This is a genomic window from Providencia sp. PROV073, assembly GCF_033688125.1.
In the GTDB taxonomy this organism is placed as follows: domain Bacteria; phylum Pseudomonadota; class Gammaproteobacteria; order Enterobacterales; family Enterobacteriaceae; genus Providencia; species Providencia hangzhouensis.
Map to the genome: position 1 here is coordinate 2,445,394 of NZ_CP096353.1, position 20,121 is coordinate 2,465,514.

Here is a 20,121-nt window from a genome sequence, read left to right on the forward strand (position 1 = left end):
TACTTTAAAAAATCTGGTAAATTTAACTAGTCAATAATTATTTATTTCTCATAAAAATAAAATCATGAGACAACAGGTTCCGTTACGTGTAATAATCACGTACATGTGATACAACTAAGATTCAGCATGTTTATAATAAATTGCGCAAGGCGGAAGGATTTTGTATGAAGCTGAAAACTACGGTCATCGCAGCCGCGGTGTTATCATTAACTAGTATAACTGCTACTCAGGCGGCTGTTGAATTGACGCCAAAACAGGCTACTGAATTAAAACCTTATGAGCGTATAACAGTCACCGGGCGCTTTAATGCTATTTATGAAGCATCCGATGCAGTCTCCCGTAGGGCTGATAAAATGGGGGCATATGCCTTTTACATTCAAAGCCTTGATGATGTAGGTGATAGCGGCAACATGCGTGTTGTTGCTGATGTCTACGCAAAAGATGCACCACAAGTTGATACACCAAAACGTCGTGTATTCGGTGGTGTTGAGGAAATGTCAAAAACTGACGCAACAGAATATGAGCCTTTTGATACTGTTACTGTAAGCGGTTTTTACCCTTCTCAACCAGACCTATATGAGGCTATCGCCAAAAAAGCACTTGAGAAAAATGCTGCCTCGTTCTATGTGGTTCGTAATATCGCAATGAATGATGGTGGAAATACATTAGCAACTGCTTATATCTATAAGAAAGATGCACCGAAACGACAAGTTCTTAATGAAGACGCAGTGGTTCCTGCCGATTCTGACGCTGGTCGTGCTCTGTTAGCAGAGGGCGGTGAAGCGGCTAAAAAAGTTCGCATTCCTGGTGTTGCATCTTCTGAAGAACCAACAACCGCAGTCGGACGCTTCTTTGAAACCTCTAGCAGTCAACCGGGTCGTACTAGTGTGACTCTGCCAAGTGGTTATGTTATCGAAGAGGTCAACAAAACAGCAGCTGCACAAATGGTCCCATTTGACTCTATTACATTCTCTGGATATTACACCAATACGCCTGAAGTACGTTACCAAATAGCAAAACGTGCGGAAGCGAAAGGGGCTAAATATTTTCATATTACAAGAGAATGGCAATCTAATGGTGGCAGTGTCACTATCAGTGCTGACTTGTTTAAATAGTCCTAATTTATGTGATGTTAAAACCAGCCTACTCGGCTGGTTTTTTTGTTTTTAGACTCTCACTTTAGGTTATATCTCGTCCTTTACTCTATTCATCCTCACTCTTTTGAAAAAGTGCATAAAACATCTTAAAAAATGCATACATTACCATTGCATATCTGTCATTTCGTTCGTAGAATCCACACTCTGAAAACACGCAGTCATTCTATCTGCTTTTTTAATGGCTACTAGTTAAACTCATTATTGTAATGGCACTTTAACGTCATTTTAACTTTTGATTTCTGAACGTTCAGGATTTACTTTGAAAAATACTTTGAGTCTTACCGCACTAACTGCGCTAGTTCTTAGCTCAATGGTTGGCGCCGGTGTTTTTAGTCTCCCTCAAAATATGGCTGAAGTGGCTAGCCCTCTCGCATTAATAATCGGTTGGTCAATTACTGGTGTGGGCATCCTTTTTTTAGCATTTGCCTTATTGTTGCTTTCTCGCATACGACCTGACCTTGACGGTGGGATATTTACTTACGCCAAAGTCGGCTTCGGGGAATTAATTGGTTTTTGCTCGGCGTGGGGTTATTGGCTATGTGCGGTAGTTGCGAATGTGTCTTATCTTGTTATCGTATTCGCAGCAATCAGTTTTTTTACTGATACTCCTGACAACATTATTTTTGGTGATGGGAATACATGGCAAGCCCTAGTCGGAGAATCAATACTCCTCTGGTTTGTTCACTATTTAGTTCTTCGTGGAGTACAAACAGCCGCTGGGATTAATAAACTTGCTACAATGGCAAAACTGGTTCCTCTTGGCTTATTTATTGTATTGGCTTTTTTTGCGTTTAAACTTGATATTTTCAATGCAGATTTCAGTGGTATCGAATTTGGCGTTCCTGTTTGGGAGCAAGTCAAAGATACCATGCTGATTACACTATGGGTATTTATTGGTATCGAAGGTGCCGTTGTCGTCTCTGCACGAGCGAAAAACCGCCGCGATGTTGGCTTAGCAACAATTTTCGCTGTAAGTTCTGCTTTAATTATCTATATTCTAGTGACCTTACTTTCTTTAGGTATTATGCCTAGAGCTGAACTTGCAGAAATAAAAAATCCATCCATGGCCCCACTCATGATAAGTTTAATTGGTTCGAGTGGTGATATTATTATTGCAGCGGGCCTAATTATTTCTGTTTGTGGAGCTTACCTAAGTTGGACTATTATGGCCGCTGAAGTACCTTATATTGCAGCCCAATACCAATCATTTCCTAAAATATTCAATAAATTAAATAAGAATGATGCTCCATCATCTTCTTTATGGCTCACTAATGGTGCAGTACAGCTATCTTTGGTTCTTATTTGGCTTAGTGGGAGTAATTACAATACATTGCTTACCATTGCCTCTGAAATGATTTTAGTCCCCTATTTCCTTGTCGGTGCATTTTTAGTAAAAGTAGCTTTTGAACGTCATAATAAGGCATTACTTGCCGTTGGAGCTATTGCCAGTCTTTATGGTCTATGGTTGCTTTATGCATCAGGGTTAATCAATTTACTATTATCCGTCGTTTTATATGCCCCTGGTATTTTGGTATTTTTCTATGCTCGCCAGCAGCAAACCAACCAAATGCCATTAAAAGCGATTGAAAAAATCATGGCATATGCCATTGCTATCGGCGCTATCCCAGCGCTCTATTATTTGGTTGCCTAGTTTTAGAAACGAGGGCTTAATTTTAACCCATAAATTTAAGCCTTCATTTACTGCAACATCCTGTTTTTTTGATTACTAAATCACTCCATAATTTTCTAGTCGTAATTTCCTTCACAATTTTCGCCCTCCTTTACAATTTCCCCTCTCCTTTGCTGGTTAAAATTTCTGTTGTATGAGCTTCGATGCTTATATTTTTATCATTCATTAGTATGTTGTAACTAAATGATTAAGGCCAACTAAAAATGAAAAGCGCTTCACATACAGAATACGTGAAGCGCTAATTAGTCAAAATAAGGCTTACAGTTGTTGAGATAACTGTTCCATCGCCTGCATAATTCGCTTATCCGAAATTGGATATGGCGTTCCAAGCTGCTGGGCAAACAGACTGACTCTCAGTTCTTCAATCATCCAGCGAATTTCTTGGACTTCTGGCATATTTCTCTGAACTGGAGATAATTTTACTAACCATTGCTGCCACATATTCTGAACATGCTCTACTTTACTCAGTTGTGCACGATCTCGGTTAGGATCAATAGCTAGTTTTTCTAATCGCCGCTCTATTCCATTTAAATAACGAAGAATATCAGGTAAGCGTTTCCAACCATGAGTAGTCACAAAACCTTTAAACACTAAGTTCGACATTTGTGTTTTTATATCCGATAACGCTATTGCCATCGAAAAATCAACCCGCCCTTTTAGACGTTTATTGATTGCAAACACCGCCGTTAATATTTGTTCAACTTGCTTAGCAATATTAACAACCACATCATTTAATTCTGCCCGTGCAAGCTCTTTCAGTTTTTCAAACTGTTCTTCATTCCATACCGCGCCACCAAAATCAGAGATTATTTGGTCGACACCACAAGCAATACAATCATCTATTAACTCCAATACCTTGCCATAGGGGTTAAAGTACAAACCCAATTTTGATTTATTGGGTAGTTTTTCATGTAAATACTTAATTGGCGATGGAATATTTAACAGTAATAATCGACGCACACCAGCCCACATTGCTTGCTGCTGTTCTAATTCTGTTTCAAACACCTTGATACCAACACTATTTCTTTCATCGACTAATGCAGGATAAGCTTTAACGGAATATCCGCCTCTCTTTTGCTCATAGCGTTGAGGTAATTCACCAAAACTCCAAATATGTAACCCATGTTGCTCAATACCGTCATCTACAACTTCAGACAACGTTTCTTGCACTTTTTCTTTTAGGCTATTTTTTAGCTCATCAAGATTTTGCCCTTCCGCAACGGTTTTATTTTTGTCGCCTACAACACGATATGTCATTTTTAAATGAGCGGGAAGTTGCTCTAATTGCCATGATTCACGTTCAACAGTGACGCCTGTCATACGGCGTAATTCACGTTCAAGTTTATCCAATACACTCCCCTCAGGCTCAGGGACTCGTTCTAAAAATGCAGAAGCATAGTTAGGTGCAGGAACAAAATTTCGCCTAATTGGTTTAGGTAATGATTTAATTAAAGCAACGATCAACTCATGACGCAGTCCCGGAACTTGCCAATCAATGCCAATATTCTGAACCTGATTCAATATCGCAAGTGGTACATGGACAGTCACTCCATCTGCATCAGTTCCTGGCTCAAATTGATAACTCAACCGAAATTTCAAATCCCCTTGATACCAATAGTTTGGGTAATCAAGAGCCGAAACATTACTCGCATCCTCCTTGATCAGCATACTTTTTTCAAAGCTTAACAAGTCAGATTGTTGCTTAGATGCCTTTTTCCACCAATTATCAAAATGACGAGAGGAAATCACATCATTAGGGATCCGTTGGTCATAAAATGCAAATAACGTTTCATCATCAACTAAAATGTCACGCCGACGTGATTTATGCTCCAAATCTTCGACTTCAGATAGTAATTTCAGATTTTCTTTAAAGAATGCGTGGCGTGTGACCCAATCCCCTTCAACCAATGCATGCCGAATAAATAATTCACGGCATAATAACGGGTCAATATTCCCATAATTAACCTGCCTTGATGCAACAATGGGTAGCCCATATAAAGTCACTTTTTCTGACGCCATTACCGCGCCTTCAGATTTTGACCAATGAGGCTCACTATAGCTATGTTTAGTCAAATGTTCTGCTAAGGGTTCAACCCACTCAACATCGATTGATGCGGCAATTCTTCCCCATAATTTCGACGTTTCAACAAGTTCCGCAACCATTGCCCATTTCGGTGGTTTTTTAAATAAACCCGACCCAGGAAAAATAGTAAAACGTGCATTTCTAGCACCAGTAAACTCGTGTTTATCTGCATCTTTTTGTCCAATATGTGAAAGCAGCCCAGCCAATAACGAAACGTGAATGCTACGAAAATCAGCCTCCGCACTATTAATGGCAAAACCTTGCTCTTTTACCACTTGCCTCAATTGGGTATACAAATCTTGCCATTCCCGAATACGCAAATAATTAAGAAAATCTTGGCGACACATTTTTCTAAATTGAGCGTTAGAAAGCTGCGTTTGTTGTTCTTTTAAGTAATCCCAAAGATTTAAAAAAGCTAAGAAATCTGATTGCTTATCATGGAAACGACGATGTTTTTCATCGGCAGCTTGCTGTTTGTCTAACGGTCTCTCCCTAGGGTCTTGAATTGATAATGCAGAAACAATCACCATTGCTTCACGTACTGCCCCGTGTTTACGTGCTTCAATCACCATACGAGCAAGTCTTGGGTCAACAGGAAGCTGGGATAGTTGTCTACCCGTATCCGTTAGTTGATACCCTTTATCCGCCTGTTTATGGGACTTAATTGCACCTAGCTCCTCCAGTAATTTCACACCATCTTGGATATTGCGTTTATCTGGAGCCTCCACAAATGGAAATGCAGAAATATCACCAAGACCAATAGAAGTCATTTGTAATATAACTGACGCTAAATTCGTCCGTAAAATTTCAGGGTCCGTGAACTCTGGACGTGATAAGAAGTCATCTTCTGAGTATAATCGAATACAAATCCCGTCAGAAACACGGCCACAGCGCCCCTTACGTTGGTTAGCTGAAGCTTGAGAAATGGCTTCAACAGGAAGACGTTGTACTTTGGTACGGTAACTATAACGACTGATTCGCGCATAACCAGTATCAATGACATATTTGATACCCGGTACAGTTAATGATGTTTCTGCTACGTTTGTTGCAAGAATGATCCGCCGTCCCCCATGAGGATGGAAGATACGATTTTGCTCACTATTCGAGAGCCTTGCGAAAAGAGGTAAGATTTCAGTGTGGCGTAAAGAAAGTTTTGATAACGCATCGGCGGTATCACGAATTTCCCGCTCACCACTCATGAAAATCAATATATCGCCATTACCTTCAACCGATAGTTCATTTACCGCATCAATTATCCCATCAATTTGGTCACGGTCACTATCGTTCTGGTCTCCCATGATAGGACGATAACGAACTTCAACAGGATAGGTACGCCCAGACACTTCAACAATTGGGGCATGACTAAAGTGCTTCGAAAAACGCTCAGGGTCAATGGTTGCTGATGTAATAATAACTTTTAAATCAGGACGTTTTGGTAATAATTGACGTAAATAACCTAAAATAAAGTCGATATTCAGGCTTCTTTCGTGAGCCTCATCGATAATAATTGTGTCATATTGCAGCAGCAGTTTGTCATTTTGTAGTTCTGCAAGCAAGATACCATCAGTCATCAATTTGACTTGAGTCGTTTCACTCACTTGGTCACTAAAGCGTACTTTATAACCAACATTTGTACCTAATTCACATTCAAGTTCTTGAGCTAAACGTGACGCAACTGAGCGCGCGGCTAAACGTCTTGGTTGAGTGTGACCAATAAACCCTAGAACCCCTCTGCCAAGTTCAAGGCAAATTTTGGGGATTTGCGTTGTTTTACCTGACCCAGTTTCACCAGCAATAATAACAACTTGATGATTTTTAATGGCATCTAAAATGACATCTTTCTTCTGGCTGACCGGTAAATTATCCGGATACACAATTTTAGGCGCATTTAATCGTTTAATTTCAACCTTTTGCTTTGCCTTTTCAATATCTATTTTGATAGCATCAAGTACCGCAGAGCGCGATTTTTCGTTCTGGATCTTTGCAATACCTTGCACTCTTTTTTTCAGTAACCATTGGTCACGTAATGAAGTTTGTCCAATATCAGCGGTTAATGCTGTCAGTATGGATTTCACCTGTTGAATCCTTATCTTTAATAAATTTCAATACACGATAGCCAATCAGCTTCGCAATTTGTGAGGGCTAAATTTCGCTTTTATTTTTAATTGTTGTTATCACATAAAAATACCATCAATTTTTTTGAAGAAAGCTATCTAATATTTTTCCTATCAATCAGTTACACATCACGTATTATTACCAATAAAGTTTTACCTAAAAAATAGAGGAACACATGAGTAAAGTATTACTATTGAAATCAAGTATTCTGGCTGACTATTCACAAAGCAATAAAATGGCAGATTACTTTATTCAACAATGGCAGGAAAAACACTCAGCAGATACAGTAACTGTACGAGATTTAGTCAAAGAGCCAATTCCAGCGATTGACGGTGAAATTTTAGCAGCTTTTGGTCCAAGTGACACGAAAACAGAACAACAACAAGCACATTTGGACCTGTCAAATGCATTGATTGAGGAAATTAAAGCTCACGATGTGATTGTTATTGCAGCTCCGATGTATAACTTTACGATTTCTTCTCATTTAAAACACTATTTCGACTTTATCGCTCGCTCAGGGCACACGTTTAAATATACAGAACAAGGTTCTGTTGGCTTATTAAAAGACAAGCGCGCATATGTATTAACGAGTCGAGGCGGTATTTATAAAGACACACCAACAGATACCATGGTGCCTTATTTAACACTATTTCTAAATTTCATTGGTATTACCGACGTTGAGTTCGTTTTTGCTGAAGGCACGTCGTTAGGCCAAGAATCAGTCGAAAAGGCACATCAACAAGCACAAAGCCATATAAATACCATTATCGCTTAAAATACATCCATTTAAGCAAGATAATATTAAAACCCAAAGCTACCATTGTTAAATTTTGCGCACTTTCTGAGTGCGCTTTTTATTTCTTTTGTAACCATTGACCATTAATTCCACGCACAAACTCCCCAGGACTAGCCCGCTCTACAAGTTTTTGTCCTGCTATCCTTGCGACATCATTTGTTTTTAGGTTATTTTTTGCAGCAATTTCGCTGTATCTTTTTTCCCGTTCTTGGTTGATTTGTGCCGCTAGTTTAGTGGCCTCTAGATTACTCGTATTAATTGGAGCTAAATACCCCGATAACGTTTCCCCTAATAGACCTGTTTCTTTGGCCTCATCAACCGTTATTGCTATAGCCTGAAAGGCAGTCAATAACGAACACAGGGCAAATACTTTGATTATTCGATTCATTTTGGGTTTACCTCACCGAACAAATCACTATTTTCTTTCAATAATTCTTCTACTTGCCTATCCGCTTTTATTTGGATTTCATGTTCAATTTTTACATTCATATTAATATTGATGGGCTTATCCGGTGTTGCGACCTCAACTCGCAAGCAAGCTGATAACAGCAACACAATCGATATAGCTGTAGTGAATTTTAATATTTTCACGTTCATTCTTATGCTCATTATAAATTTTTTTCCAACCACTCTTCTAAAGAGCTACCAAATCGTAAACTACGCCATAATTGAAAGATATTTTCTTCATGTTGATAATGCAAATGAACTTCGCGTTTTTTCTTTTCTTGCGTGTTATACCCTTCAAGGATTGTTGTCATCTTTAACAGCCCTAAATTTGTGACATTAACATCTGTACGGCTGCGTTTTATTTCCAAATATTGTAACCACCCCATTGCGGATCCCGCAGATATATTATCTTCTCGAATAGAGTCAACAAATTGGGTATCTAATCGTAATGTTAATGGCCCACTATTTTCTAACCACCCATCTTTAACTATCCATTCTGGGTTATTTAAATAAAAAGGTAATTCACCATTAACTTTACCAGAGACAGCAAATTGCGACACTTTTAGTATGGTAAATAACTGGCTAAGTTCAATCTGCTTTAATTTTATCGTAGAGGCTTGAGTTTGTGGCCAGCGCAGTAAATCCATCGATATTTCACCTCCTAATGTTTTAAAGCCTACATTAGTCAGTTTTAATGGCGAATTTTCCGTTGGCGGATAAGAACCAGAAAGATCAGCTTTAATATCCGTTAATTCAAATAAATTATTGAGCTGTTTAATACGCAACTCAACGGGTGCTTTTCCCCCCAAAGTCCAGGTACTTTGTTTTAAACGCCACGGTAAAACAAAATCTAATCCTGATAATTCGCCATCTTTTAACCAAAGGCTAGTATTCTCGACACGCCAATGTCCTCCAGCAATAAAACCCTCTTCCGGTGTTATTGAAAAAGCGGCTTGAGAAAATAATTTGCCTTGTTTTAATTCAATTCCAAGGTCAGCAGGAATTAACGTTTGAAAAGCTGTGACCGACTGTTCAGGCCAACGAGCTTCCCCTCTTAATCTTTCACCGTCCCAGCGCCCAAAGATGACTATTGGCCCGACATCTTTAGTACTTAAATCGCCTTTAAGTTGAAACTCAGCAGGAGATTTTCCCCTAAGATCTGCGTTTAATGTGATCCTTGGCAGATAACTTTCAGTGCCGAATTGCATCCGTTCACTGGTAAGCTGTAATTTTCCATTAAAACTGGCTTTATTCTGATCACGTTGCCAAATTAATGGCTTACTTAGCTGTAAGCGTGGAGCCCTCATCGATAAAAGCCCATATTGTATTTGGTCAAACCCTGTATTTAAGCTATTTAATGTAATTAAAGTGTCCTGCCAACTCCCATTTCCCTTAATATCCCAATTAGCTGATAATGAGGGTAAATTGGCATTTCCCCAATAATTCCAAAACCATTTTCCCTTATCTAAGGTAAATTTATTAGCTTTGCCATCCAAATGAATATCAAAACTCCCCCAATATTGCTCTTTAATTTTTAGAATAGCTTGTAAACGTCCTGAAATACCCTCTTCACCTAACGATGTTCCTGCAAGTGGTAATCTAGCTTCATTAAGAACCAGTGTTTCCGAAAGACGGCCATAAGCTCTTAATAATGAACTGGATAAAAAAGAAATTTTGGGGGCAGCTAACTGGCCTGAAACTTTTGCAGGCAAATTAATATCCAGCACCATATCATCATATTTAACTTGGCCATGTAACCTAAAATTAATATCAGCATTGAGTAAATTTATCTGAGTAGATGGCACAGCTAAGACAATATTGGCTTTCCCTTTCTTTGCTTGTGTGAGCATATTAATACGCCCAGAAAATACCATTTCACTTAATGTATTATCCCAGTTATCAACTTGAAAGCTGATACCGCCTTGTAAAGGGATATCTGCTTCTTTCCATTGCCACTTACCTTGCGCTATTTGTATTCGAGAAGGCGATAGTGACCATGGTAAATAAAGCAATTCTTCCTTTGTGTCTGTATCCATGACGCTAAAGACACCTTGGTCATTCAACCAACTGAATTTAGCTTGTAAGAATTTTTCTGGGTTGATTAACTTAAAATAAGCATTCAACTCCCCTTTTTCTGGAAGCTGATTTGCCATTAAGGGGAGTTGCACATCACCAAATAATTCTATTGTTTGCTTTTGTTCTGGTAGAAATGCTAAAAAATTTTGAATGACTAATTGGTGTTCCGTATTAATTAAAGATGACAACCTTAAATTGTCGCCCCTAAAATCAAACTCTAGAGGGTTAACCTGATTTTTACGCAACCAAATACTGCCTTGGTAATCACTCCATGGCTGTATGTTGGTATTATTGATAACTAATGAAAAAACCGGAATATTATCGATAAGTTCTGCAATATTAATCGGCTCATTATCCATTTCATTCGTTGGCTCAAGAGCACTCAAACATTCAGTTTTAACATCAAGGTCATCCACAATAGCGTGTAAGGGAAAGATAGAAAGTCTTGTGCTATTCAACTGAACTAATGTGCAATTATTTGCTGTTATACTGATATTTGCTATATCCAACTGGCCATGACTAATTCTTGGTTCTGAAAACGACAGTTTAAATGGCTTAGGAAGATAGTGTGATGCAACAACTGGAGCCCAATGGGATATCGTTATCCATAAAAGTATTAAGAGAGCAATGCTTCCACCCAAAAAGCAGAGTAATATTCTGGATGCTCTTTTCATTAACTGCATTACTACATCCCTTGTTTGAATTGTTCTATAGCGCAAGTGATAAATTTCAACAAAATTTCCTCATTAAACACGATACTAACAAAGATAAACCACATTCAATCGTAAACAGATACCTATTTTCTTAATTTATAGGTGATTTACAAACTTAATTGTCTTATTCTGAGTTTATATTTTGTAGGTACACCTTTTTACCTACTCTTTTCTAATTGGTTCCTAAAAATTGGAGTCTTCATGATGAAAATTGTTTCTTATAGTACCAAACAGTATGACCGCAAGCACATGGAACAAGTTAATCAAAATTCTGGATTTAATTTTAGTATTGAATATTTTGATTTTCCATTGACCGTTCAGACAGCTAAAAATGCTGTTGGTGCAGATGCTATCTGTATTTTCGTTAACGATGAAGCTAATCGTGCTGTTTTAGAAGAACTTGCCGCACTCAATATTCGAATTTTAGCTTTACGTTGCGCTGGTTTTAACAATGTTGATTTACAAGCTGCTAAAGAATTAGGTATTCAAGTTGTCCGTGTTCCCGCTTATTCTCCTGAAGCCGTTGCCGAACATACTGTTGGTATGATGCTGTGCCTTAACCGTAGGATCCATCGAGCATACCAACGTACTCGAGATGCAAATTTTTCTCTCGAAGGATTAACAGGTTTTAATATGCATAACCGCACTGCTGGAATTATTGGTACCGGAAAAATTGGCCAAGCGACGCTACGTATTTTAAAGGGATTTGGAATGCGCCTACTCGCACACGACCCATACCCGAACCAAGCTGTTTTAGATATGGGTGCTGAATACGTTGACTTGGATACTTTATATGAACAATCAGATATTATTTCTCTTCATTGCCCATTAACACCTGAGAATCATCACCTACTCGATGAAAATGCATTCAAGAAGATGAAAAATGGGGTCATGATCATCAATACAAGCCGAGGCGCATTAGTCGATTCTGTTGCAGCAATCAATGCACTAAAATTACAGAAAATTGGCGCTTTAGGTATGGATGTATATGAAAATGAACGTGATTTATTTTTCGAAGATAAATCTAATGATGTAATTCAAGATGATGTTTTTCGTCGTCTTTCTTCTTGTCACAATGTGTTATTTACCGGGCATCAAGCGTTTTTAACGGAAGAAGCATTAACAAGTATCAGTCAAACTACGCTTAATAATATCCGTCAAATTAGTCATGGGGAAACTTGCCCTAATATTGTTAACGCATAGTTGGATCGGGAACTATGAAACGCCTAATTCCACTTACTATTTTGGGTTTATTGCTAGCAGCATGCCAAACTCATCAAGTCAATGCGCGTAATGATGACCAAGCACTTGAAAATAAGTTGATGCATCATCGTTTTATTTTAACTGAAGTGAATGGTAAGACGATTAGTAGCAAGCAAACTGTACCTTCCCTTGCTTTTGGCGAGAAAATGTTTGTTTCTGCATCAATGTGTAATGATTTTAACGGATTTGGCAATATCAAAAACGCAAAAATTACCGTAAAAAACTTAAGTAAAACTGAACTCGAATGTGTTGATGAAGATTTATCTAAATGGGATTCAATGATAAATCGAGTACTGTCTGATGGCGCAGTTATTTCATTAAACAACAACCAGCTAGTATTAATTCAAGGTCATTACAAATTAGTTTATACACTACGTGACTACGTCCATTAATGAATTATCCTGTACAACCGCCTCTTTTAGAGGCGGTATACGTTTGCCATAACCCACTGAACTGGCAGCCAAATAAGCTATTTCGCCTGATCAAATAGCAAGTTAATATTCGAGGTTTTTGCAATTCGCTCCATATAATCCCGAATATTTGTGCTAAACGATAAGTGCTCAACTATGCTCAAACTACGTAAGGTTGGAAAAATAATAAAATCATTAATATCAATGTGTTCACCACGTGTTTCTAACCACGCATCTAATAAAGACAATTGGGGCTCTAATTCAACTAGCAACGTATGAGTTTCTTTTTTAAACTCGTTTAAGTCACCATAAGATTTTGATGTTCTAGCGATATATGCCGCCCTCGCTTCTGCTGTACTAATTTCAGGGAAATCAGTTTGTGTAAAACGTGGTGTCACAAGCTTATATACCACAGCAGAAACCGCTTTAGACCAAGCCTCTACTTCAGGGGTTATGTTTCCTCCTGCATATTTAGGTTCATTAATGCTATCTACATAATGAACAATATCTAAGCTTTCAGGTAAATAACTTCCATCGTCTTTTTGTAAGATAGGTAACATTTTTCGACCTATCATTTTTGTTGGCGTTTCTATGTCATCATCGAATAAAACGATTTGCTCTACTGCTAACTTTTTTAAACCAAAAATCATTCTAGCTCTAACACAAAATGGGCAGTGGTCATAAATATACAATTTCATTGTGGACCTCACTAATTTGGTAATGAAAGTGCCAATAGGTTTTATACAGTATACTTGAGTACCCACATTTATGCCTTATCACGCTTGTAAAAATTTGTTTAGCGCGAGGAAAAATATATATATAATAAAGTGCACAATATCTCAATAATAAAATCTAGGTCGTGGCATAATATGTCTGATGAAGATGTTCCATTAATAGAGTAATCATTTAAGATGATTTAAGCATTGAGTTAATATCAATTAAATTAATATGTCATAAATATCATTGATTTATTTTTTACCTTTAATTTTAATAACTAAATACTTTAAGTGAAAATTAAGTAAAAAAACAAAAAGTTAACATGCCGTAACGATATATTAACTTTGCTTCCTGATAATTTTATCACAACAACAAGGATGCAATAATTTGATTTTAAAGAAAAATAAAACAAAATAACTATAAAGGAAATTTAAAATTTATATTTTTCGCTATGAAAAATAGTAACGATAGATATTTTTACTTATTCAACAACAATAACCACATTAAAAGTAATGCTATCTTATTGCAAATAACCAAACTAAAAATAGCGATTTTCATCATAATTATGTTCATTAAAACTTTTAAATCTATTTATTTTTTAATATACTATGAAACGTAATTTGAATTAAGTGCATTAAATAACAACTTTTCATATAAATTGAGGATGTCATATGGACATTCATACTATAATTGGTATAAAAATAAAAAACCGGAGAAAAGAGCTCGGTCTATCAGGTGCGAATTTAGCTGATAAATTAAATTTAAGTCAACAGCAAATATCTCGTTATGAAAATGGTATTAACAAAATTCCAATTAATCATTTAGTGGATATTGCTGAAGCATTAAATTGCCCTATTGAATGGTTTTTCCAAGGTTATGTAAGCAATTCAAAATCAAATAAAAATGAACCATCTAATGAACTCAACCAAGAGCTAATATATACAGCTGAAAGTGTCATTGCCCCCTCTAAAGATAACTTTTAATGTAAATAAAAAATTAATTTATATAAATAAAATGCAAGTAACATAGACATTTCCATCCCGTGTTATTTGTACTTCACTTTCTTTAGAACTATAAAAGTAAAAAGGCTAATCCTCTATATGAAGATTAGCCATACATTTAAATTTCATAAAATTAACTAATGGTTTTAGCAATAAATTTTATATATAATATTTTAATCATAGGTAATATTGAAAACCATTTTAGAATTCACTTCTCCAGCAGAGACTGTTCGTTCATATTGGTAATAACGAGCTTTATAATTTAAGTCAAGATATTTTGTTTGCCGGTCAACTAAATTTCCAACTTTATATTTTTCATTAAATATAAGTGATTTATTAGTCTTACGCTCTAAAACTTGTATACCAACTCCCGCAGCTCCACTGGTGGATTTATTTTGATTAACCAAAACACCTTGTCGATTATTCATGTTTTTTGGAATATCACCACTAAAAGTCATATTAACATTTGCAAAACCAGAAATACTGACACCACCGCTGCATATTAAGCGAATATCAAAATCTTTTTCACCTGCCGTTGTTCCAATACCATTTAATTGTGAACGTTTAATTGGATCAAGATAAACATTTTTTTCGCTTCCCCCTTCAATTTGGCAAGACGGAGAAACTATTGTTATCGCTTCAGCATCTAATTTAGTGATCAAAAATGGGTTATTATTTGGAATGTACCCATAAGATGTATAAAGGCCACTAGCTATAGTTCCTGAGCCTGTAACAGGAGCGGTTTTCACTAAAGTTAAAATAAACTTTGATCCCGCAAGATAATAATTACTTGATCTAGGGGCATAAAATGTATCCGGATACGTCATTCTCACTGCACCTTCACGGTGGAATTTCATGCCAATTCCAGGAACGTTTGTCTGGTAAACCTTATTTCCTACTGGAACTAAACTTGGCATAGTAACCGAAGCCGTTATCGGTGTATTTCTTGTACAATATGCATATATTGCACTTGAATTTTCCCGCATATCCCAAGTTTGCTCCGCAATAGTATCCCCAACCTTTAAGTTAGGGTCTACCACGACCCTCCCCATCTGCATATTTAATACATATGTCCGAGTTGAGGTTCTATCACAATACGCAGAAACGTAACTAGCGGTAAGAAACACACCAACTCCGATATACAAGCGAATTTGTTTCGTTATTGACATAAAATTTCCTTACTATTGCTAGCTTCTAAAGAAAATGAACACTGCCCATTATCCCATTTTATAATTGCAACGTTTGCAGTTTCACTACTAATAAATACGGTTCCACCTTGACCAACGATACCTATGGATTCACCATTTATATCAGTAACGTTAGCCCCAAATGGCAATGGTTTATTTCCAGGCCTTACAACATTAAATGCAATATTTTTTTCGACTTTAGTACTAAATTTAACCTTAACGATACTTCCTTCATAAGGAACGACTTGTGTGGCCGTATTTTCAAAAACAATATCTTCAGGACTTCCTTTCGGATCAATTTCTACATTATTAATACGATAAGCCCTAACATAAGGAGCAACAGCATAACCATTTCCATCGATACGAGTTCCAGGTGCACCCATGATTGATGCTCCTTCCGCTCCTTTCGCTTCGATCAGAGCTATCGTTGTTGAAGTATTCGGTGTTAATGTTACGCCCTCAGAATGCACAATAACCGAACCATTTGCGCCAAGACCGAACTGACGATATCCCTGACCTTGGCTATAATTCGCATTCGTATTAACAAATGGTGTACGGTAACCTGTGTTCAAACCAATATTCTTCTGTCCACCGTTTGCAACAGAGGTATTTACGCCATAAGTCCAATTATTATCCCTATCGAATGCACCACTCGCACCGATTTGGCTAGAGCCAAATTTTTCATTATTGAATGTCGTATTTGAGGTCAGTGTTGCACTCTGACTTTCGCCAAAATACAGTGGGTAACTAAAGTTTATGTTAATGCGATCATCTTTTTTATTATTCGTATTATCTGCATAAACTCTCATAAATGCGACACCATAAGAAAGACGGTTAAAGTTATTGTTATAACTTAATTGATATTGCTTTTCTGTCCCCGACTTATCCCAATAATTAGAAATACGTCCCGTAAAATAAATCCCACCGTAACCATCAGGAAGATTTTGATTTACTGTATAGCTGAAACCATTTTTCTCACGTCCTAAAGTATTCTCTACGCCACGCTTATCATTATCTATCGCATATAATGCATTGCTGACGTTATAGTAATCCTTCGTTGAATACCTATAAGCAGCTAGCACTAAGTTAGTATCAGTTTGAGTAAATAAACGACTAAAAGTTAAACGGTAGCTTTGCCCATTTTCTGTTTTATATTTGAATGCTGTTCTCGACTGAGTTAAATCTACAGCAATTGCACCAAACCCTGTGTTAACACCGGTACCTACTAAGTAGGCTTGATAATCATCAAATGCAGTGACGCCGCCATATAGCGTAAATGTATTATTTAAACCATGCTGAATAGTACCCTGCATAATAAATGGACGATTTCTCAGTCCATCCGCATCCGCTTTACCACCAGAAACTTGATAACGTGTAAAACCAGGACGTAATAACTGTGCTAATGAAGAATATGGCACGCTAAAGCTGCTTTCACTTCCATCAGCTTCTTTTACCGTTACAACTAAATCATTTCCGTAACCTGATGGATAGACATCCGTTAAGCTGAAAGGTCCTGGCGCAACTGTTGTTTGATAAATAATAGAATTATTTTGCGTTACCGTTACTAAAGCATTACTTTGTGCTATTCCCCTAATCTCAGGCGCGTATGTTGACATTCCATCAGGATACATATTGTCATCTGTTGCTATTTTTGCGCCTCGTAAACTAATACTGTCAAAGAGATCACCATCTGTATAAAACTGTCCTGCTGTCGCTTTTGACTTTAGTTCGGTTATTGGTTTTTGCAGATATGTTTGATTACTATTCCAATTCGTTCCATCGTGACGTTGCCAGTTAAAATTTCCAATATGTTTAAGCAACCATCCATCAAAGCTTAAACCAGCATTCAGCCCCAAATAAGCACTGGCGTTATTAGTTCCTTTTGAACCACTAGTATGGTTATCATAATAGTTAGCCATATAACCGATATTTAGTGCAGGAATTCCCGTTTCCCAAAATTGGGGAGAAACATAACCACGGGAAATTCTCTGTTCATATATTTGCGGAACAGAAATATCTAAACGCAATGTAGAAGAATGAAATGTATCAACGACGTCTTTTTGGTCATTCCAGTCTTTTAATGGTAAACAAGCATTACTATCTTTACTAACTGTAGGGTTTAGTTTTTCAATATTAATACCAAAATCAGATAACATTTGTGGTGTATAACAGACTACTAATTGACCACTTTTCTCTTCTTCAAAATTAAGGTCGTAGCGTCCCTTCCAATTGTTATTTGTATATACGTCAACTGAATATTTTCCGGGACTAATCCCTGAAGAATTGAAACGTGTTAAATCAACATCTTCTTTACTACCTATAATAAAACCACTATTAAATTCATAGGTTGTATCTTCTTCACCCCAAGCATAAAACGTAGGCACTATGCATGCAGTGACAAAGCAAGCCACAGAGAGCGTATTGCTATATTTATTTATTAACTCTCGCTGTTTCATTATATATTCCTATTTAACGGTGGTTTTCACCGAAATATCTGAACCATAATCATTAATATTATTAATTACGATATGACTTCCTGACCTTACGACTTGTTTTAATTCAACTATCATTTGAGATTTCGGTTCTAATAAAATTGTTTTTTCATTCAACCCAGATTTACCATCCGTTGAAATTTTTGTAATAGTAATATAATAAGGTGTCGGATTATCTATAATAATACTCTTCCCATTTGCTTTTATAACAAGTTGCTCTGGCGCTAATTCACGGCTACTCAGGCCTGTTGGCCGATAAAAGAATTTAAATCTAGAGCGGATCGCTAATTGCAATACATTCTGACTATCGCCTTCTTTAGCTTTAGCCATAGGGGGAATATCTAATATATTCAACCACCATAAGCTTTCGCGATCCTGAGGAATGCTTCCTTTATCCATTAATTTAATTCGTAAAGTTTGTCCACCTTTAGCTTCTACACGAGAGATTGGCGGTGTAATCTGAAATGGTGTTTTTATCGTATCCGGTGTTTCTGACGCATCACCTGTATCAAGCCACGCCTGTGCAATTGCAGGACGGTCGGCAGTGTTATTTAATTGCACGGTAATTTCTTTTTCATTTCCAGGATAAATAAACCGTGTACCATTAACGATAATATTATTAGCAAATGAATGCGTACTGAAAATGAAGCAGAAGATAAATACTATTGCTTTCATTTGATCCTCAAAATAAAAGCGGCAGTATACCTACCGCTTATCATAGTAAAGCTGATTAAGTTAATATTTAAAGATTACTTACGTAACTAAAACTAATAAGAAATTAGCTTATTAAGTTATTATTGGTAAGTGATTTCATAAGTTGCATAACTTTTAACTTCACCTGTTGTTACATCTTTAGGTGTAGAAGTTGCGTAACCAACGTAATATTGGAAACGAGCCCCATTTTCAACTTTAGTCAAATCACCTTTAACTTTTTTCTGAGATGGATTGCCAGGAATAATTTTACCTGACAAGTCAGAGTTATCATCAGTTGAAAGTGCTAATTGAATATTTTTAGCACCTGTAGTTTCAGTATTTGCTAAGTAGCCTTCTGAATTACCTGATGCACCTTGCAGTAAGTTACCACCAGTCCAGTTAACGTTTAATAATGTTTTATCAATAGCCGAGTCATTAGCAACATCTTTAACATCTGCTGCAACACAGTTTGTTACATCAATAACAAAAGATTTTGGCTTTAACAATGCATCTGCACCACCGTCACGTACTTCTGTTAATGATACTGGTGCTAAGTAAACACTAGCATCACTACCTTGTCCATCAACAGAAACAGTACAAGAAACATCCGTTACTTTACCGTGAAAGTTAACTTGGCCGCCACCAACGTTGGTGCTTGCAGCGTTAGCTGTTGATAACCCAATAATAGTTGTTGCAACTGCAGTCAGTAGTACTTTCTTCATTTTCATTTCCTAATATGAGGGTAATTATTTTTTACATTAAAAAGAACTGATTAAGTTTTTGTTTTATTGTTAGGTAAAAAATACAAACAAAAGCCGAATCATACATGGAGTATGACTTATGGCTTATGTTTCACTTTGAACCATTCGTTTAATGCAAATAAATATATTTCTTAATTAGTCCTATTTAGAATTTATAACCATATGCTCTATATGATTTCGAAGAGAGGATACATAATAACTTAAGTTTTATCAAATCGTTTTTTTCATCGCTAATTTATTTTTTTGATAGTTACAAACTATTAAATGACAGGCATTGATTGGGTATTTTGATTTTCAATATTCACTAATTTACTCGTGAAAAGCCTAACATTTAGTTTTTAATATCTAATTTTTTTTTAATACAAGATTAAAAACCAACAAGACTTAAAAATACAGATTATAAAAAACAACAAAAATCATTATATTTAGATTTAATATATATTTTCATTTACATTTTGACACTTTATCTCACATTATCACTATAAAATTAATCCATTATAGAGTATCTAATTAGGGTTAA

At 36.6% G+C, this 20,121-nt stretch carries 15 protein-coding genes; 6 read left to right on the forward strand and 9 right to left on the reverse strand.

Translation table 11 applies throughout. The features are described 5' to 3' along the window. Positions 1-164 precede the first annotated feature (164 nt). Positions 165-1,115 (forward strand): DUF1471 family protein YdgH, encoded by a 951-nt coding sequence (ydgH, locus tag M1F17_RS11055; RefSeq protein WP_004254841.1) that lies wholly within the window; start codon positions 165-167, stop codon positions 1,113-1,115. Between the two features lie 352 nt (positions 1,116-1,467). Next, complete coding sequence (locus M1F17_RS11060; RefSeq protein WP_004254844.1) at positions 1,468-2,808, forward strand: basic amino acid/polyamine antiporter; 1,341 nt, start codon at positions 1,468-1,470, stop codon at positions 2,806-2,808. Positions 2,809-3,105: 297 nt separating this feature from the next. Here the strand turns inward: M1F17_RS11060 and hrpA are convergent, their stop codons facing one another. Next, a complete protein-coding gene (hrpA, locus tag M1F17_RS11065; protein WP_318836981.1) occupies positions 3,106-7,005 on the reverse strand; it encodes an ATP-dependent RNA helicase HrpA in 3,900 nt (1,299 codons plus the stop codon). 215 nt (positions 7,006-7,220) lie between these two features. Between hrpA and M1F17_RS11070 the strand changes: the two genes are divergently transcribed. Further along, on the forward strand, positions 7,221-7,820 hold the full coding sequence (locus tag M1F17_RS11070; protein ID WP_004254853.1) for an FMN-dependent NADH-azoreductase: 600 nt from the start codon (positions 7,221-7,223) through the stop codon (positions 7,818-7,820). Between the two features lie 79 nt (positions 7,821-7,899). Here M1F17_RS11070 and M1F17_RS11075 read toward each other — a convergent pair whose 3' ends face one another. From M1F17_RS11075 to M1F17_RS11085, 3 genes are read right to left on the reverse strand one after another with little or no spacing between them, the layout of a single operon-like run. Further along, positions 7,900-8,229, reverse strand: coding sequence for a YdbL family protein (locus tag M1F17_RS11075; protein ID WP_094963073.1), 330 nt, complete (start codon positions 8,227-8,229; stop codon positions 7,900-7,902). After that, positions 8,226-8,438 carry a YnbE family lipoprotein gene (locus tag M1F17_RS11080; RefSeq protein ID WP_050763751.1) on the reverse strand — a complete coding sequence of 71 codons (213 nt, stop codon included), beginning with the start codon at positions 8,436-8,438 and terminating at the stop codon, positions 8,226-8,228. Before M1F17_RS11080 ends, M1F17_RS11075 begins: the two co-directional genes overlap by 4 nt. A gap of 11 nt (positions 8,439-8,449) precedes the next feature. Then, the gene (locus tag M1F17_RS11085; protein WP_226617039.1) at positions 8,450-11,047 is read right to left on the reverse strand and encodes a YdbH family protein; all 2,598 of its coding nucleotides are present in this window, start codon (positions 11,045-11,047) and stop codon (positions 8,450-8,452) included. Positions 11,048-11,281: 234 nt separating this feature from the next. Here M1F17_RS11085 and M1F17_RS11090 point away from each other — a divergent pair, with 234 nt between their 5' ends. Continuing rightward, positions 11,282-12,280 (forward strand): 2-hydroxyacid dehydrogenase, encoded by a 999-nt coding sequence (locus tag M1F17_RS11090; RefSeq protein WP_094963091.1) that lies wholly within the window; start codon positions 11,282-11,284, stop codon positions 12,278-12,280. A gap of 14 nt (positions 12,281-12,294) precedes the next feature. Continuing rightward, positions 12,295-12,732 (forward strand): META domain-containing protein, encoded by a 438-nt coding sequence (locus M1F17_RS11095; RefSeq protein ID WP_094963074.1) that lies wholly within the window; start codon positions 12,295-12,297, stop codon positions 12,730-12,732. A 77-nt stretch (positions 12,733-12,809) separates the two neighbouring features. Here the strand turns inward: M1F17_RS11095 and grxB are convergent, their stop codons facing one another. Continuing rightward, a complete protein-coding gene (gene grxB, locus M1F17_RS11100; protein ID WP_094963075.1) occupies positions 12,810-13,448 on the reverse strand; it encodes a glutaredoxin 2 in 639 nt (212 codons plus the stop codon). 690 nt (positions 13,449-14,138) lie between these two features. On the opposite strand from grxB, the gene M1F17_RS11105 reads away from it, so the two are divergent. Then, a complete protein-coding gene (locus M1F17_RS11105; protein WP_004254881.1) occupies positions 14,139-14,450 on the forward strand; it encodes a helix-turn-helix domain-containing protein in 312 nt (103 codons plus the stop codon). Between the two features lie 191 nt (positions 14,451-14,641). Here M1F17_RS11105 and M1F17_RS11110 read toward each other — a convergent pair whose 3' ends face one another. From M1F17_RS11110 to M1F17_RS11125, 4 genes are all read right to left on the reverse strand, one after another. After that, positions 14,642-15,637, reverse strand: a complete 996-nt coding sequence (locus M1F17_RS11110) for a fimbrial protein (RefSeq protein ID WP_094963076.1) — start codon at positions 15,635-15,637, stop codon at positions 14,642-14,644. Beyond that, the gene (locus M1F17_RS11115) at positions 15,628-18,111 is read right to left on the reverse strand and encodes a fimbria/pilus outer membrane usher protein (RefSeq protein WP_318836982.1); all 2,484 of its coding nucleotides are present in this window, start codon (positions 18,109-18,111) and stop codon (positions 15,628-15,630) included. Before M1F17_RS11115 ends, M1F17_RS11110 begins: the two co-directional genes overlap by 10 nt. Positions 18,112-18,120: 9 nt before the next feature. Further along, positions 18,121-18,822 carry a molecular chaperone gene (locus tag M1F17_RS11120; RefSeq protein WP_004254911.1) on the reverse strand — a complete coding sequence of 234 codons (702 nt, stop codon included), beginning with the start codon at positions 18,820-18,822 and terminating at the stop codon, positions 18,121-18,123. Positions 18,823-18,941: 119 nt separating this feature from the next. Further along, positions 18,942-19,562 carry a fimbrial protein gene (locus tag M1F17_RS11125; protein WP_181489662.1) on the reverse strand — a complete coding sequence of 207 codons (621 nt, stop codon included), beginning with the start codon at positions 19,560-19,562 and terminating at the stop codon, positions 18,942-18,944. Positions 19,563-20,121: the final 559 nt, after the last annotated feature.

Excerpts from the sequence above, each read along its gene's own strand:
- grxB (WP_094963075.1), bottom strand. The coding sequence starts at position 13,448 with ATGAAATTGTATATTTATGACCACTGCCCATTTTGTGTTAGAGCTAGA.
- M1F17_RS11105 (WP_004254881.1), top strand. The coding sequence starts at position 14,139 with ATGGACATTCATACTATAATTGGTATAAAAATAAAAAACCGGAGAAAA.
- M1F17_RS11120 (WP_004254911.1), bottom strand. The coding sequence starts at position 18,822 with ATGAAAGCAATAGTATTTATCTTCTGCTTCATTTTCAGTACGCATTCA.
- M1F17_RS11125 (WP_181489662.1), bottom strand. The coding sequence starts at position 19,562 with ATGAAGAAAGTACTACTGACTGCAGTTGCAACAACTATTATTGGGTTA.
- M1F17_RS11090 (WP_094963091.1), top strand. The coding sequence starts at position 11,282 with ATGAAAATTGTTTCTTATAGTACCAAACAGTATGACCGCAAGCACATG.
- M1F17_RS11095 (WP_094963074.1), top strand. The coding sequence starts at position 12,295 with ATGAAACGCCTAATTCCACTTACTATTTTGGGTTTATTGCTAGCAGCA.
- M1F17_RS11060 (WP_004254844.1), top strand. The coding sequence starts at position 1,468 with ATGGTTGGCGCCGGTGTTTTTAGTCTCCCTCAAAATATGGCTGAAGTG.
- M1F17_RS11115 (WP_318836982.1), bottom strand. The coding sequence starts at position 18,111 with ATGAAACAGCGAGAGTTAATAAATAAATATAGCAATACGCTCTCTGTG.
- M1F17_RS11070 (WP_004254853.1), top strand. The coding sequence starts at position 7,221 with ATGAGTAAAGTATTACTATTGAAATCAAGTATTCTGGCTGACTATTCA.
- M1F17_RS11080 (WP_050763751.1), bottom strand. The coding sequence starts at position 8,438 with ATGAACGTGAAAATATTAAAATTCACTACAGCTATATCGATTGTGTTG.
- ydgH (WP_004254841.1), top strand. The coding sequence starts at position 165 with ATGAAGCTGAAAACTACGGTCATCGCAGCCGCGGTGTTATCATTAACT.
- M1F17_RS11110 (WP_094963076.1), bottom strand. The coding sequence starts at position 15,637 with ATGTCAATAACGAAACAAATTCGCTTGTATATCGGAGTTGGTGTGTTT.
- M1F17_RS11075 (WP_094963073.1), bottom strand. The coding sequence starts at position 8,229 with ATGAATCGAATAATCAAAGTATTTGCCCTGTGTTCGTTATTGACTGCC.
- M1F17_RS11085 (WP_226617039.1), bottom strand. The coding sequence starts at position 11,047 with ATGCAGTTAATGAAAAGAGCATCCAGAATATTACTCTGCTTTTTGGGT.